14 protein-coding genes are annotated in these 13,867 nt (G+C 71.3%); 4 read left to right on the top strand and 10 right to left on the bottom strand.

All coding sequences use genetic code 11. The features are described from left to right. Positions 1-53 precede the first annotated feature (53 nt). Complete coding sequence (locus tag ABZS69_RS17980; protein ID WP_355373133.1) at positions 54-341, bottom strand: antibiotic biosynthesis monooxygenase family protein; 288 nt, start codon at positions 339-341, stop codon at positions 54-56. 92 nt (positions 342-433) lie between these two features. Here ABZS69_RS17980 and ABZS69_RS17975 point away from each other — a divergent pair, with 92 nt between their 5' ends. Further along, positions 434-784, top strand: a complete 351-nt coding sequence (locus tag ABZS69_RS17975; RefSeq protein ID WP_355373130.1) for a DUF6703 family protein — start codon at positions 434-436, stop codon at positions 782-784. 27 nt (positions 785-811) lie between these two features. Here the strand turns inward: ABZS69_RS17975 and ABZS69_RS17970 are convergent, their stop codons facing one another. The 6 genes from ABZS69_RS17970 to sucC form a co-directional block, all read right to left on the bottom strand. Beyond that, complete coding sequence (locus tag ABZS69_RS17970) at positions 812-2,341, bottom strand: aldehyde dehydrogenase family protein (RefSeq protein WP_355373127.1); 1,530 nt, start codon at positions 2,339-2,341, stop codon at positions 812-814. A gap of 10 nt (positions 2,342-2,351) precedes the next feature. Then, a complete protein-coding gene (gene gcl / locus ABZS69_RS17965) occupies positions 2,352-4,055 on the bottom strand; it encodes a glyoxylate carboligase (RefSeq protein ID WP_355373124.1) in 1,704 nt (567 codons plus the stop codon). A gap of 83 nt (positions 4,056-4,138) precedes the next feature. Further along, positions 4,139-4,999, bottom strand: a complete 861-nt coding sequence (locus tag ABZS69_RS17960) for an NAD(P)-dependent oxidoreductase (protein WP_355373121.1) — start codon at positions 4,997-4,999, stop codon at positions 4,139-4,141. After that, on the bottom strand, positions 4,996-5,760 hold the full coding sequence (locus ABZS69_RS17955) for a TIM barrel protein (protein WP_355373118.1): 765 nt from the start codon (positions 5,758-5,760) through the stop codon (positions 4,996-4,998). The genes ABZS69_RS17960 and ABZS69_RS17955 overlap by 4 nt, the downstream gene beginning before the upstream one ends. After that, on the bottom strand, positions 5,757-6,644 hold the full coding sequence (sucD, locus tag ABZS69_RS17950) for a succinate--CoA ligase subunit alpha (RefSeq protein ID WP_355373116.1): 888 nt from the start codon (positions 6,642-6,644) through the stop codon (positions 5,757-5,759). The genes ABZS69_RS17955 and sucD overlap by 4 nt, the downstream gene beginning before the upstream one ends. Then, the gene (sucC, locus tag ABZS69_RS17945; protein WP_355373114.1) at positions 6,644-7,774 is read right to left on the bottom strand and encodes an ADP-forming succinate--CoA ligase subunit beta; all 1,131 of its coding nucleotides are present in this window, start codon (positions 7,772-7,774) and stop codon (positions 6,644-6,646) included. The genes sucD and sucC overlap by 1 nt, the downstream gene beginning before the upstream one ends. A gap of 89 nt (positions 7,775-7,863) precedes the next feature. Here sucC and ABZS69_RS17940 point away from each other — a divergent pair, with 89 nt between their 5' ends. The 3 genes from ABZS69_RS17940 to ABZS69_RS17930 all read left to right on the top strand — a co-directional run bounded on the left by ABZS69_RS17940 (position 7,864) and on the right by ABZS69_RS17930 (position 10,758). After that, positions 7,864-9,192 carry a hypothetical protein gene (locus ABZS69_RS17940; protein ID WP_355373111.1) on the top strand — a complete coding sequence of 443 codons (1,329 nt, stop codon included), beginning with the start codon at positions 7,864-7,866 and terminating at the stop codon, positions 9,190-9,192. 566 nt (positions 9,193-9,758) lie between these two features. Further along, on the top strand, positions 9,759-10,496 hold the full coding sequence (locus ABZS69_RS17935; RefSeq protein ID WP_355373109.1) for a GntR family transcriptional regulator: 738 nt from the start codon (positions 9,759-9,761) through the stop codon (positions 10,494-10,496). Between the two features lie 79 nt (positions 10,497-10,575). After that, on the top strand, positions 10,576-10,758 hold the full coding sequence (locus ABZS69_RS17930; RefSeq protein ID WP_355373106.1) for a hypothetical protein: 183 nt from the start codon (positions 10,576-10,578) through the stop codon (positions 10,756-10,758). 86 nt (positions 10,759-10,844) lie between these two features. On the opposite strand, the gene ABZS69_RS17925 is transcribed toward ABZS69_RS17930, so the two are convergent. Genes ABZS69_RS17925 through ABZS69_RS17915 form a run of 3 tightly spaced genes read right to left on the bottom strand, consistent with a single transcriptional unit; the run spans position 10,845 to position 13,809 of the window. After that, positions 10,845-11,834, bottom strand: coding sequence for a TerC family protein (locus ABZS69_RS17925; protein WP_355373103.1), 990 nt, complete (start codon positions 11,832-11,834; stop codon positions 10,845-10,847). Further along, on the bottom strand, positions 11,831-12,319 hold the full coding sequence (locus tag ABZS69_RS17920; protein ID WP_355373101.1) for a hypothetical protein: 489 nt from the start codon (positions 12,317-12,319) through the stop codon (positions 11,831-11,833). The genes ABZS69_RS17925 and ABZS69_RS17920 overlap by 4 nt, the downstream gene beginning before the upstream one ends. After that, entirely contained in the window at positions 12,319-13,809 is a 1,491-nt protein-coding gene (locus tag ABZS69_RS17915) for an Nramp family divalent metal transporter (RefSeq protein WP_355373098.1), read from the bottom strand. The genes ABZS69_RS17920 and ABZS69_RS17915 overlap by 1 nt, the downstream gene beginning before the upstream one ends. Positions 13,810-13,867: the final 58 nt, after the last annotated feature.

The following is a 13,867-nucleotide window of genomic DNA, read 5'->3' as shown; positions in this document are numbered from 1 at the left end:
TGGTGAGATCCCAGCTTAGGGGACGCACGGACCCTCTCGCGCGCCACTAATCGTTAAGCGCCTTCCTGTGTGTAAACGTCCTCGAACGCACTGGGTTCGTTGACCATGAGAATCATCAGTGGATACATCACCATCCGGGCGGCGGAGAGCGCTCTGCGGTAGAAACCGGCGCCCTCCCACTCCGTGACCAGTGCCCACAGATTGGGCTCATCGACCGAACGGGCCAGCCTGCCACGCTGGAAGCCCGGCTGGGCGGCGAGCGTGTCGAGGATCGTGTGGCCCTGCTTGATGAAATCTTGGGACTGGGACTCTGGAACGGTGTATCGGATCACGGCGAGCACCCGACCAGATTAAAGGCGTGACAGCGCCCGAGGCGCCCACCCCGGTCATGATGGCCGCCCACTCGGCGCCCCGTCTCCCGTAGGCTCTGGGTGTGGCCCCTGACAGCAAGCGCCCGCTTCCCAAGGGCGAGCAGTTCTTCACGCCGGGCGCGACCGGCCTGCGCAAGGCCGTCGAGCGGCGCAGCGCCGTGCCGATGACCTACCTGTTCACGCAGGTGCCCCGATGGACGGCGCCCACGGTGCTGGTGATCCTGCTGCTGGCCGGGTTCGCCGTGGCCAATCCGCTGGGCGGCGTGGCCGTGCTGCCGGCGATCGCCTTCATCGGCTGGCTGGCGTACCTGTCGTGGCCGTCGCTGGGGATCGGCGGGAAGGTGATGCGGGTCGCCATGCTGACCTTCCTCGCGCTTCTGGCGGCGACCCGCTTCGGCCTCATCGCGCCCTAAGGCAGGAGCGTGTGGCCTCATCGCCCCCTAAGGCAGGAGCGTGTAGTGGGGGAAGTTGCCCGGCAGGCGTTCGCCGTCCGGGCCCGCGGTGGAGGCCCGCACCAGCAGCTCGCCGCCGACGAACGCGCCGCGCCAGGACGCCCCGAGCCCGCCGAACAGCTCCTCCCTGTCGCCCCGCGAGCGCGGCCTGTTGTGCCCCACCTTGAACGCCCGCACCTCCGGCGCCAGCCGGTGGAACGTCTCCTCCTCGTCGCACGACAGCGTGGCCACCAGGGCGCCGTTGCTGGCGTTCATGGCGGCCAGCAGTTCGGCCTCGGTGTCGACCAGCACGACGGTGTCCACGGGCCCGAACGGCTCGGCGTGGAAGAGGGGTGAGGAGCGGGGCGGGTTGAGGAGCGCCGTCGGCGCAAAATACGCCGAAATATCCTGCCCCGGCAGGAAATGTCCGGCATCGAGGGACGCCCGGTGCACCGGCACCCCGCCCCTGGCCACCGCCTCGTCCACCTGGTCGGCCAGCTCCTTGGCCTTGGAGGCGTTGATCAGCGGCCCGAAGTCCAGCTCGGGCAGCGGATCGCCGGGATCGGCCACCGCCAGCGGATGCCCGAACCGCAGCGACCCCACCGCCCCCAGGTACGCCCCCAGGAACTCGTGGAACAGCGACCGCTGCACCACGAACCGCGGATAGGCCGTGCAGCGCTGCTTGCCGTAGTCGAACGACACCCGGATCTGCCTCGTGAGCAGCTCCCAGTCGCCGTACTCCCACACGCCCCAGCAGTTCAGCCCCTCCTGCTCCAGCACGTGCCGCCGCCCGAGGTCGGCCAGCGAGGTCGCCACCTTGGCCCCCGCGTCCCGGCCGCCCACGAACGACACGCTGCCCAGCGCCCGCCCGCCGACCAGCACCGGCGACAGGTCCGCGCCTCCCCCGCTCACCAGCGTGAACGGCAGACCCTCCCGCACCGCCAGCGCGCAGGCGAGCGTCAGGCAGCACAGGCCGCCGTCCGTGGGCGTCTTGGCGATCACCGCGTTGCCGGCCAGCGCCTGCACGAGCATCGCGTGCATGAGCACGCTCATCGGATAGTTCCAGCTTGCGATGTTGCTGACGGGGCCGGGCAGCGGCATGCGCCCGGCGACCAGGCGGTCGATCTCGTCGACGTACCAGCGCACGCCGTCGAGGCAGCGGTCCACGTCCGCGCGGGCCGTCTTCCACGGCTTGCCGATCTCCCAGACCAGCAGCAGGGCCAGCAGGTCGCGGTGGGCGGCCATCGACTCGACGGCGGCCGACACCATGGCCTTGCGCTCGGCCAGCGGCAGGTGCCGCCAGCGCCGGTGCTCCTCCACCGCGCCCGCCACCGCCCGCCCGGCGCCCGCCCGGTCGATCCTGGGCGGTCCCGCGATGGCGGTGCCGTCCAGCGGCGAGAAACCGGGCACGGGGCGCCCGTCGCGGTGCCAGATGCCGCCCCAGTGGTTGAGCACCCGGTCGTCGTGGAATGCCTCGGGGACCGCCGAACAGCACCGTTCGTAGGCGTCCCGCCAGTCCGTACCCGGCTTGATCCGCATGCGCTCCTCCTCAGTCGGACCAGTCGGCGGTGATGAGCTCGGGCAGCGGCTCGAACTCCTTGATCGCCTCCAGCGAGGGCCCCATGGCGGCGTTGGCCTCGCGTTCCACCATCACCTCCACCAGCACCGGCAGCCGCTCCCGCGCCGACTCCGCCGTCGCCCAGGCCAGCGCGTCCCGGATGTCGCCCGGCAGCTCCACCCGGCGCGCCGGGCAGCCGAACGCCTCCATGGCCTTGACATGGTCGATGCCGCCTTCTCCGTAGTGCAGGTCCACGGCGTAGTTCATGTCGTACGGGATCTCGGCCTGCCTGATGAGGCCCAGGTACTCGTTGTTGATCATGACGATGACGAACGGGATCCGGTACTGGGCGGCCACCGCGACCTCCTCCATGAGGAACTGGAAGGAGTAGTCGCCCACGACCGCCACGACCTGCCGCTCGGGATGCGCGCACTTGACGCCCATCGCCGCGGGCACCTCCCAGCCCAGCGGCCCGGCCTGGCCGCAGACCAGGTAGCGGCGCGGCAGGTAGGTCGTCTGGAACTGGCCGGACCAGATCTGGTAGAGCCCGATGGCGGTGACGAACGTGGTGTCTCTGCCGAAATACTCGTTGATCTCCTTGAACACCCTCGGCGGCTTGATGGGCACGTCGTCGAAGTCGTCGCGGCGCGCCATCGTCCTGCGCAGGTCGGAGACCTTCCGTACCCACTTGCCCGGCTGCCGCGGCCCGCCGCGGCGGCGCGCCTCGTGCAGCAGCTCCGCCAGCACCGGCCGGGCGTGCCCGACGATCCCGAGATCCGGCTCGAAGACCCGGCCGATCTGCATGGGCTCGATGTCCACGTGCACGAACGTCCGGCCCCGGCGATAGACGTCGAGGTCGCCGGTGTGCCGGTCGCCGAACCGGGCGCCGATGGCCAGCACCAGGTCGCTCTCCAGGAACGCGGCGTTGCCCCACCGCGTCTGGGTCTGGATGCCCGCCATGCCCGCGAACAGCGGGTGGTCCTCGGGGAAGGCGCCCTTGCCCATGAGCGTCACCTGCACGGGCACCTGGAGGTGCTCGGCCAGCGCGCGCAGCTCGTCCGTGGCGTCCGCGATGATCACGCCGCCGCCGGCCAGGATGATCGGCCGCCTGGCCCCGGTCAGCAGGTCCACGGCCCGGTGCAGGGCCTTGGGCAGCGGCGCGGGCTCGTCGACGGGCAGCGGCGCGTCCAGCTCCCGGTCGTACAGGCAGGTCCCGCGCTGGACGTCGACCGGCAGGTCGATGAGCACCGGGCCGGGCCGCCCCGAGCGGGCGATCCTGAACGCCTCCCTGAACACCCACGGCGCCTGCGCCGGCTCCTTGAGCTGCACCGCCCACTTGGTCACCGGCCGGGCGATCTCCACGATGTCGACCGCCTGGAACGCCTCCTGGTGCAGCTTGGACGAGACAGCCTGGCCGGTGACGCAGATCATCGGGATCGAGTCGGCCAGGGCGGTGTAGAGGCCGGTGATCATGTTCGTGCCGGCGGGGCCGGAGGTGCCGATGCACACGCCGACGTTCCCGGTCACCCTGGACCAGCCGTCGGCCGCGTGGGTGCCGCCCTCCTCGTGGCGTACGGTGATATGCCTGATCGAGCTGTGCTGGAGCGCGGCGTAGAGCGGCAGGATGGCCGCGCCCGGGATGCCGAAGACGGTGTCCACCCCCTCCGACTCCAGCACGGCGACCACAGCCTCCATACACGGAACTCTTTTTCCGCGGGCTCCTTCGTCGCCCGCGGAAAAACCCCTTGCCGTGCTTCTGGTTCTCTCGCTTCGCTCGTTCACGCGTTCAGCCTTTCCACGACCTTCAGAAGGGCGGAGTGGTCGAGCGAGCCGTGGCCCTGCGCCCTGGCCGCGGCCACGAGCTGGGCGACCTGCCCGGTGAGCGGCAGGCTGAGCCCGGCCTCGCGGGCGGCGGCGACGGCGATGCCCATGTCCTTGTGGTGCAGGTCGATCCGGAACCCGGGGTTGAACTCCCGCCGGACCATGGTGTGCCGCTTGAGCTCCAGGATCCTGGAGCCCGCCAGGCCGCCCGCGAGCACGTCCAGCCCCGCCAGGGGGTCCACGCCCGAGGCTTCGAGCAGCACGATCGCCTCCGCCACCAGCCCGTAGATGCCGCCGACGACGAGCTGGTTGGCCGCCTTGACGGTCTGTCCCGCGCCGGCCGGGCCGACGTGCACGACGGTTGTGCCCAGGGTGCCCAGGACGGGCCGGGCCGCCTCGACGTCCTCGGCCGCTCCGCCCACCATGATCGACAGGGTGCCGTCGATCGCGCCGCGCTCGCCGCCGCTGACGGGGGCGTCCACCGCCCGTACGCCGGCGGCCGCCGCCTCCTTGGCGACCCAGCGGGAGGTCTCGGGTTTGATGGTGCTCATGTCGATGTAGAGGAGGTTCGGGCGGCCGTACTCGATGACCAGCGGCGCGACCTCCTCCACCTGCGGCGAGTCGGGCAGCATCGTGATCACCGCCGCGGCGCCGCCGACCGCCTCGACCACGCTGGAGGCGGCCTTGCCGCCCAGGCCGACGAGTTGCTCGACCCGCTCGGCACTCACGTCATAACCGGTCACTACATGTCCGGCTTTGAGGAGGTTGGCCGCCATCGGGCTGCCCATGATCCCCAAGCCGACGAACCCGATGTTCACGCCTGCCTCCAGTCGAACGCGCCCGGCCCCTCGTGCCGGTACTCCAGGCCGATGTGGCCCTGATAGCCCGCCGCCGTCAGCCGGGCGAAGATCTTGTCGTACGGCATGCGCCCGCTGCCGGGGTGGCCCCTTCCGGGGTCGTCGGCGATCTGCACGTGGCCGAACCTGGCGCTGTGCCGGTCGATGAGCTCCAGGACGTCCTCGCCCATCCGGTGCAGGTGGTAGAGGTCGGCCAGGAAGGCGACGTTCTCCCGGTCCACCTCGTCGATCAGCTCGAACGCCGCCTGCGACGACGTGATCGGATATTTCGGGTTCTCGTGGGAGTTGAGGGCTTCGACCACCACGGTCGCGCCGATCGAGGCCGCCGCGTCGGCCGCCTTGCGCAGGTTCGCCACGGCCAGGGCCCGATCGGTGCCGGGGTCGTTGCCGTACAGGGCGTTGAGCACCCCGCAGCCGAGCTCGCCCGCCAGCCGCACCGCCACGTCGATGTTGGCCTGGAACCGGGCGGAGCCGTCCGGCCTGGCCGTCAGGCCGCGCTCGCCGGCGGCCATGTCGCCGGCGTCGAAGTTGAGGCCGGTCAGGCGCACCCCGGCGTCCTCGATCGCCTGCCGCAGCGCCGCCAGCTCCCTGTCCGACGGCTCCGGCCCGTCGAAGGGCCACCACAGCTCCACGGCGTCGAACCCCGCCTTGGCCGCCGCGGCGGGCCGCTCCAGCAGCGGCAGGTCCGTGAACAGGATGGACAGGTTGACGTCGAACCTCACGCCGCACCCCGCCGGCTCAGGGCAGAACGCATGAGACGGGCGGTCTCGGACGGAGTGCGCCCGACGCGGACCCCGGCCGCCTCCAGCGCCTCCTTCTTGGCCTGGGCGGTGCCGGACGAGCCGGACACGATCGCGCCCGCGTGCCCCATCGTCTTGCCCTCCGGCGCGGTGAACCCGGCCACGTAGGCGACGACGGGCTTGGTGACGTTCGCGGCGATGTAGGCGGCGGCCCGCTCCTCGGCGTCGCCGCCGATCTCGCCGATCATGACGATGGCGTCCGTGCCCGGATCGTCCTGGAACGCCTGGAGGCAGTCGATGTGGCTGGTCCCGACGACCGGGTCGCCGCCGATGCCGACCGCGGTGGAGAAGCCGAGGTCGCGTAGCTCGTACATGAGCTGGTACGTCAGCGTGCCCGACTTCGACACCAGCCCGATGCGCCCGGCGGAGGTGATGTCGGCGGGGATGATCCCGGCCGAGGACCGCCCCGGGCTGATGAGCCCCGGGCAGTTCGGGCCGATGATCCGGGTACGGCCGTTCGCGAGGGCGCGGAAGCGCACCGCGTCGTGGACGGGGACGCCCTCGGTGATCACCACGCACAAGGGCACCCCGGCCTCGACCGCCTCCTCCACGGCCCCACCGGTGAAGCGCGGCGGCACGAACACCACCGAGACGTCGGCCCCGGTCTCCCCCACCGCCTCGGCCACGGATCCGAACACGGGCACCGCGCGCTCGCCGAAGTCCACGGACCGGCCGCCCTTGCCGGGCGTCACCCCGGCCACGACGTCGGTGCCCGCGGCCAGCATGCGGGCCGTGTGCCTGGTGCCCTCCGCGCCGGTCATGCCCTGCACGAGCACCCGGCTGTCCTCGGTCAGAAAGATCGCCATCACGCACCTGCCGCGAGTCTGGCCGCCATCTCGGCGGCGCCGTCCATGGTGGAGACCTGCCGGACCGCCGGGTGCCGGGCGTCGCTGAGGATGCGCCGGCCCACCTCGGCGTTGTTGCCGTCCAGGCGTACGACGATGGGCCTGGCCAGGCCGCGCTCGCCGAGAAGCTCGAGTGCGGTGACGATGCCGCTGGCCACCGCGTCGCAGGCGGTGATGCCGCCGAAGACGTTGACCAGCACCGAGCGCACGTCGGGGTCGGCGAGGATGATCTCCAGCCCGTCGGCCATGATCTTGGCGGACGCGCCTCCGCCGATGTCCAGGAAGTTCGCGGGGGCGGCCCCGGCGCCGGCGACCACGTCGAGCGTGCTCATGACCAGCCCGGCGCCGTTGCCGATCACGCCTACCCGGCCGTCGAGCTTGACGTAGTTCAGCCCCTTGGCGCGGGCGCGGTCCTCCAGGCTGCCGGTGCCCTCCCCGTACTCCCACGAGTGCCGGAAGGCCGAGTTGTCGTCCAGCGTGACCTTGCCGTCGAGGGCCACGATCCGCTGGTCGGTGGTGCAGATCAGCGGGTTCACCTCGACCAGCAGGGCGTCCTCCGCGACCAGGACCCGCCACAGTTTCTCCAGCACCTCGGCCGCCTGCTCGGGCAGCCCGGCCTTGGCCGCCAGCAGGCGCGCGGCGTCCGCGTCCACGCCCGTCACCGGGTCGACCGGCAGCCTCACCAGGGCGTCCGGGTCGGTGGCGGCCAGTTCCTCGATCTCCATGCCTCCCCGGCCGGACACCATCGCCAGGAAACCGCCCTCAGCCCGGTCAACGAGGAAAGCCGCGTAGTACTCCTCGAACGGCACGGTCGCCGTCTCCACCAGCACGCTGCGCGCGACGTGCCCCTTGATGTCCATCCCGAGCACGCGCCCGGCCTCCGCCTCGGCGGTGACCGGCCCGGCAGCGGTCCTGATCCCGCCCGCCTTGCCGCGTCCACCGGTCTTCACCTGGGCCTTGATGACGACGGGCGCGTTCAGCTCGGCCGCTATCGCACGGGCCTCCGCCGGGGTGGCCGCGATCCTGCCTGCCGGGACGGGGATCCCGTGACGCCCGAAGAGCTCCTTCGCCTGGTACTCGTACAGGTCCATTCGAGCCTCCTTTGTAGACGGTATACCGTATGGAAAAACCCTCGTCTAGGGTCTCGACAGGCTCTCGTCTACTGGATATTCCATACAGTATGGAGAATGCAGTTAGAGACTGGCGCGGGCGCTCGTACCATCCCGGGCCCGTCCCCGCCGACCGCACGCGCATGTTCTGGCTGGCCTGGGGCGCCATGGCGGCGATCAGCCCGCTCCAGTACGGCTACGCCGCCCTCCTCGCCAAGGAGGCCACCGGGCTCACCCTCCTGGCCGTCTGGATCGCCTGCCAGGCCGCGGGCGCCCTCCCCGCGCTCCGCCTGGTACGGCGGGGCCGCCTCGGCGTCCGTACCAGCCTGGCCGCGGGAGCCGCCCTGAGCTTCGCCGGCCTCGCCGCGGCGGCGCTCCCGTTGAGCGCCCCGGGGGCCTTCGTGGGGTACGCGCTCCTCGGCGGCCTGGGCGCGGGCCTGGTCTACGGGGTCTGCGGCGAGGTCGTCTCCTCCTGGTACCCGGAGCGGCCCGCCGCCCGGGTCGGCCTGATCACCGGCGCCTTCGGGTACGGCGCGGTGCCCCTGCTCGTCTGGGCCGGGCTCGCGCCGGCGGCCACGCCCACCGCGTTCATGGTCGCGGCGGTCGTCGCCCTGGTCGTCATCGCGACCGCGGCCCGGCACCTGCGGCTGCCTCCCGCGCTGTGGTGGCCCGAGGACGTGGACCCGCGTTCGCACGCCCTGGACGCGGCGCGGCTGCGCACGACGCCGGAGGCGGCCCGGCAGTTCGGGCCGGCCCAGGCGCTGCGCACGCGCACGCTGCCGGCGCTGGCCCTGATCCTGACGTGCGCGGGCGCGGTGTCGGTCTTCGACGTGATCGTGGTGGCGGGCACCGGCTCGTGGGGCGCGCTGGCCGTCCTGGTGGCGTTGAACGGGGCCAGCCGGTCGGTGGCCGTGCGCTGCTCGGAGCTGTTCGGCCGCCGCCGCGTGCTCGCCGCCGTCCTGACCGCCCTCGCCGCCGGCCAGGTGCTCCTCGCCACCGCCCTCACCGCCCCGCCATCGGGCCCGACACCGACCGGGACCGCCCTTGGTTCCACGCTGCCGGGTTCTGCGTCGACCGGAACTGTGGTGGCTGAGTCCGTGGCGGGTGGCGGGCCGTTGTTGTGGCTCGGGGCCGTGGCGGCCGGGCTCGGGGGCGGGGCGTTCTACCCGCTGCTCGCCAGCCTGGTGCGGGAGTTCTTCGGGGTCGAGCGGGCGGGCGAGATCCATGCCGTCGTCTACAGCGCCAAGGCGCTGGCCGGCGCGGGGGCCGTCGCCCTGGCCCTGTTCGCCCTGAGCACCCCCGCGCCCGCGCTCGCCGTGGCCGCCGCCCTCGCCGCCCTCCCGGCCCTGGCCATCCCCCGCCTCCGCATCCCCGGCCTCCCGTCCACCATCCCCGCGTAACCCCCGCATCGGCGCCCACCACCCCTCAAGCGCCGCCCCCTCTGGCCCCGCACCCGCCACCGTCTCCCCTGCCGCGCCCATTTACGGCGCCTGAGGTGAGCGAAGGTGAAGGACTGCGAGAGGCGACGACAAGGCGGCGCTTCGAGGCGCGCCCGGGGACGACCCGCCGCAAGGGCGAGGACGACGCGCGAGGGCCGACGGCAGGGCACCGTGTGAAGGGCGCCGTGGCAAAGCGCCGCTACGGCGGGGCAGCGGGCGAGGGACGAAACCCGCGATGGGGCGACACGCGGAGGGCGTCGCGCGACCGCCGTAGCGAAGCGACGCGGCGGCGGGGTAGTGGGTGAGGTGCGGGGAGCGGCGGTGGGGCGGCGGTTGGAGGGGGTCGGGCCGGAGGGGGTGCAGGTGGGCCGTGGAGTGGGGGCGCGAGGGGTGGGGGTGACCGGTGAGGTGTGGGAGACGAGGGAAGAGGGAGCGCCTGTGATGAGACTCACGGCCAGGAGAGACCCCTGGACGGTATGCTGTAGGCAGTCGACGAAAAACCGTAACGCAGCCCTGGAGACGTGACCATGTTGCTGTCGGATCAGGCCGGTCAGGCGGCGGCCACCAAGATTCCCCGCCCTGCCACGCTCCGTGAGAGCGTTATCGAGGCTATCCAAGAGCTCATCGTCTCCGGGCAGCTCAAGCCGGGCCAGCACCTCGTGGAGAGCGAGCTGGCCGAGCTCCTCGGCGTGTCCAGGCAGCCCGTCCGCGAGGCGCTGCAGCAGCTCAGCGGCGAGGGCTGGGTCGACCTGTTCCCCGGCCAGGGCGCGTTCGTGCACGTCCCGACGGTCGAGGAGGCCGACCAGCTGCTGGCCGTGCGCACGCTGCTGGAGACCGAGTCCGCCAGGCTGGCCGCCAAGCAGGCGGGCGAGGACGGCGTCAAGCGGCTGCGCGCCCTGTGCGCGCGGGGCATCGCGGCGGTGGAGGCCGACGACGTCGACTCCGCCGTGGCGACCAACTCCGAGCTGCACGCCCTGGTGACCGCCCTGTCGGGCAACCAGGTCCTCTCGGAGCTGGCCAGCCAGGTGGCCAGGCGGGTGCGGTGGTACCACACGCCGGTGGCCCGCCAGCGCGGCATGGCCTCGTGGGAGGAGCACACCTCGCTGATCGACGCCATCGAGGCGGGCGACGAGCGGCGGGCAGCCAAGATCATGCGCGAGCACACCGAGCACACCCGTGCCTCGTACATGGCTCAGCGCGAGCAGGAGCCGGTGCTGCCGGCGCCCAAGCCGGTACGCAGGCGCCGGACGCGGCAGCCGGGTTGATCCGGCGTTCACAAGAGACCACATGCTCCGAAACACCTCGGGTAGAGGATGGAGCCGACAAATCAGGAGGTGCGTGACCATGAAGGCGTTCATCCGCTTTCTCCTCGGTGATCCCCCGGGTCAGGCAGCGGACGGCCGGGCGATCGGCCTGGGCCTGAGCACAGCTCTCAAGAAGCACTACTCCGCCGACGATGCGGACCGCTACCTGCGCGAGTGGGCCGCCGCGGAGCACGACGACGTACACGACTGCCCGCGTCACTGAGAACACGTCACTGAGAACGCGGCGCTGAGCAGGACGCGGCGCTGAGGAGCCGCGGCAGGGACGATCGTCCCGATGCCGCGGCGTGGTCAGCGCTCCGCGGGTTCGGGCTCCACCCCCTCCGAGGCCGGGGCGGACGCCTTCGCGTCGCGGGCCGACTTGATGAGGCTCAGCACCGTGGTGACGGCGAGGGTGCCGACGATGACGCCGAGGGAGACCAGGATCGGGATCTCCGGCGCCCACGACACGCCGTCGTGGTGCAGAGCCTCCATGATCAGCTTCACCCCGATGAAGGCCAGCACCACAGACAGCCCCTTGCTCAGGTAGACGAGCCGGTCGAGCAGCCCGCCGATGAGGAAGAAGAGCTGGCGCAACCCCATGAGGGCGAAGGCGTTGGCGGTGAAGACCAGGTACGGCTCCTTGGTGAGGCCGAAGATGGCCGGGATGGAGTCGAGCGCGAAGAGCAGGTCGGTGGTCCCGATGGCGACCATGACGATCAGCATCGGGGTGACCATCCTGCGGCCGAGGTGCACGGTCAGCCGGGCGCCGTGATAGGTGTCCGTGGTCGGGAGCACCCGGCGGACGGCGCGCAGGGCGACGTTCTCGGAGAACTCCGCCTCGTCGTCCTCGCCGCCCATGAGCTTCCACGCGGTGTAGACGAGGAAGGCGCCGAACACGTAGAAGAGCCAGTCGAACCTGGCCACCGCGCCCGCGCCGGCCGCGATGAACGCACCCCGCATCCCCAGGGCCAGGATGATGCCGATGAGCAGCACCTTCTGGCGGTACTCCCTGGGCACCTGGAAGCGGCTCATGATCAGCAGGAAGACGAAGAGGTTGTCCACGCTGAGCGAATATTCGGTGATCCAGCCGGCGAAGAACTCGCCGCCGTGCGCGGGGCCCGACAGCAGCAGCAGTCCCACGCCGAAGGCCGCGGCCAGGGCGACGTAGAACGAGACCCAGGCCACGCACTCCTTCATGGACGGCTCGTGCGGCCTCCTGGCGACGAGCCAGAAGTCCACGGCGAGCACGACCGCGAAGCCGGCGATCGTGGCCAGCCAGATCCAGGGCGGCAGGTTCACCGGCGGGCCCCCTTCCGTGCGCGCAACATCCCGGCGTGCCGGATGTAGATGCCGAGCAGGTCCTTGGCCAGCGGGTTGGCGGCGGCGCGGCGGATCAGCCAGTGCGGCATGATCCGTTCGTGCAGCCAGACGAAGCCGATCGCGAAGCCGAGGCTCACCATCGCCTGGTACGCCAGGAACGGCAGCACGCCGTCGGCCAGACCGATCCCGACCAGGCTCTCCTGCGCGAGCCTGGACACGGGGAAGGCCGCGACCCAGTACAGGCCGACCGGCCCGAAGGTCCCCGGGCGGAACACGCCGTGGCCGAGCAGCACGCCGTACAGGCCGCCGAAGAGGGCGAGCGGCACGGCGAGCGACAGGGCCGACAGCGCGGCCATCCCGGTGGGCTGCCCCGCGAACAGGGTCAGCCCACCGGCCATGGCACCGGCGACGGCTCCGATCGACGCCCCTGGCAGGGCGAGTTCGAGGCTGTGCCGTCCGTCCATCAGCCCACGACCACGCCGAAGGCGAACAGGCTGTAGAACAGCATCCCCAGGTAGAACACCGCGCCGAAGCCGATGATGACGTTCGTCCACCACTTGGGCCTGATCGGTTTGGGCAGCATGCGGTTGTTCACCAGGAGCAGGGTCACGCAGTACGCCCCCATCGCGAACGTCGACAGGAACGCCAGCGTGTCCAGGATCCCGCTCGGCCCGTCAGCCGGCCCGAACAGCAGGATCAGGATGCCGAAAATGATCACGCCCCAGAGGAAGACCCCGTACAGGCGCGACATCCCCAGCTTCTTCGCCCCGGGCACGAAGTGGTACGTCATGTCAGCCTGGCCCCGGGAGAACGAGTCGAACAGCCCCAGGGTGGCGTTCAGGCCGATCAGCGCGATGAACCCGAGGAAGACCGCCCCGAGCACCGAGCTGCCCGCATGGGAGACGGCGTTGGCCATCGCGGTGAGCGCCACCTCGCGGTCGTCGCCCTGGATGACGGTGCGCACGCCCGGGTTCAGCCGCACCGCCGACTGCGCGATCACCGTGAACGAGATCGTCACCAGCATGGTGACGCCCCAGAACAGCAGCAGCGCGTCGAACGTGACCCAGCGCCGCCACCCCTTCCACTTGGCCATCTCGGCCGGGTCCTCGGTGTCGAACATGAACCCGCGCGCGGGCATCTCCTCCTGCTGGCCCGCGTGCCGCAGCCCGCGGATCTGCGGGATGTGCGCGCCCATGCCGGCCCCGGAGTCACGCAGGTGCAGCGTGTACCACATCTGCTGCATGCCGGAGGGCCCGGCGAAGGCGCACGCCCCCACGATGACGGGGAACCAGGCCGCCGACATGGCCTCCGACGGGAAGTAGCCGAAGGAGAACATGCCCGAGAGCGTGGAGGCCACGTCTCCCCAGGAGCCGACCATGGCGGCGACCACCGCCGTGCCGATCACGAGTACGCCGATGAGCAGCGACAGCACGTTCTCCAGCACGTTGTAGATCACCTTGGCCAGGCTGAACACCACGCCGACCAGGATGAGCCCGATGATGGCGGTCACCATCCATGGAATGCCGGTGATCTCCTCGAACGCCGCCGCTCCCGCCGACAGGTGTCCCGGCCAGATGTATACGGCGATGGCCACGATGAAGAAGAACCACATCAGCGGCTTGAACACCCGGGCCGCGCCGGAGAAGATGCTCTCCCCGGTCGCCATGGCGTAGCGCGCCATCTCCAGCATCACGAACGCCTGCAGCGTGACGCCGATCAGGAACAGCCACCTGATCTCGGGCCCGAACAGCAGCACCAGCCTGGGCCACATGTACGACTCGCCCATGCCCACGCCCAGCGCGACGAGGAAGACCGTCGGCCCGAGAATGTGCACCGACGGAGGCGCGTCGGGCAGCTTCCTGATGGGCATCGGCGCGAGCCGGCCCGCTTTCCATACTCGTTCGTCCTCGACCGGCGGCGTGGCCGTCGCCGGTGGTGTTTTCGATGTGTCCACCTACGGACCTCCTGGGGGGTTGTTACTTCCTCGTGCGCCCCGATTAGCCCCCTCACCC

It is taken from the genome of Nonomuraea sp. NPDC005650 (assembly GCF_040605375.1).
GTDB lineage: Bacteria > Actinomycetota > Actinomycetes > Streptosporangiales > Streptosporangiaceae > Nonomuraea.
The sequence above is the reverse complement of the archived record's forward strand: the minus strand, read 5'-3'. Positions and strand labels throughout refer to the sequence as shown.

Coding starts and splice junctions, on each gene's coding strand:
- ABZS69_RS17940 (WP_355373111.1), top strand. CDS start 7,864: ATGGAGAATGCAGTTAGAGACTGGCGCGGGCGCTCGTACCATCCCGGG.
- sucC (WP_355373114.1), bottom strand. CDS start 7,774: ATGGACCTGTACGAGTACCAGGCGAAGGAGCTCTTCGGGCGTCACGGG.
- gcl (WP_355373124.1), bottom strand. CDS start 4,055: ATGGAGGCTGTGGTCGCCGTGCTGGAGTCGGAGGGGGTGGACACCGTC.
- ABZS69_RS17970 (WP_355373127.1), bottom strand. CDS start 2,341: ATGCGGATCAAGCCGGGTACGGACTGGCGGGACGCCTACGAACGGTGC.
- ABZS69_RS17935 (WP_355373109.1), top strand. CDS start 9,759: ATGTTGCTGTCGGATCAGGCCGGTCAGGCGGCGGCCACCAAGATTCCC.
- ABZS69_RS17920 (WP_355373101.1), bottom strand. CDS start 12,319: ATGGACGGACGGCACAGCCTCGAACTCGCCCTGCCAGGGGCGTCGATC.
- ABZS69_RS17930 (WP_355373106.1), top strand. CDS start 10,576: ATGAAGGCGTTCATCCGCTTTCTCCTCGGTGATCCCCCGGGTCAGGCA.
- sucD (WP_355373116.1), bottom strand. CDS start 6,644: ATGGCGATCTTTCTGACCGAGGACAGCCGGGTGCTCGTGCAGGGCATG.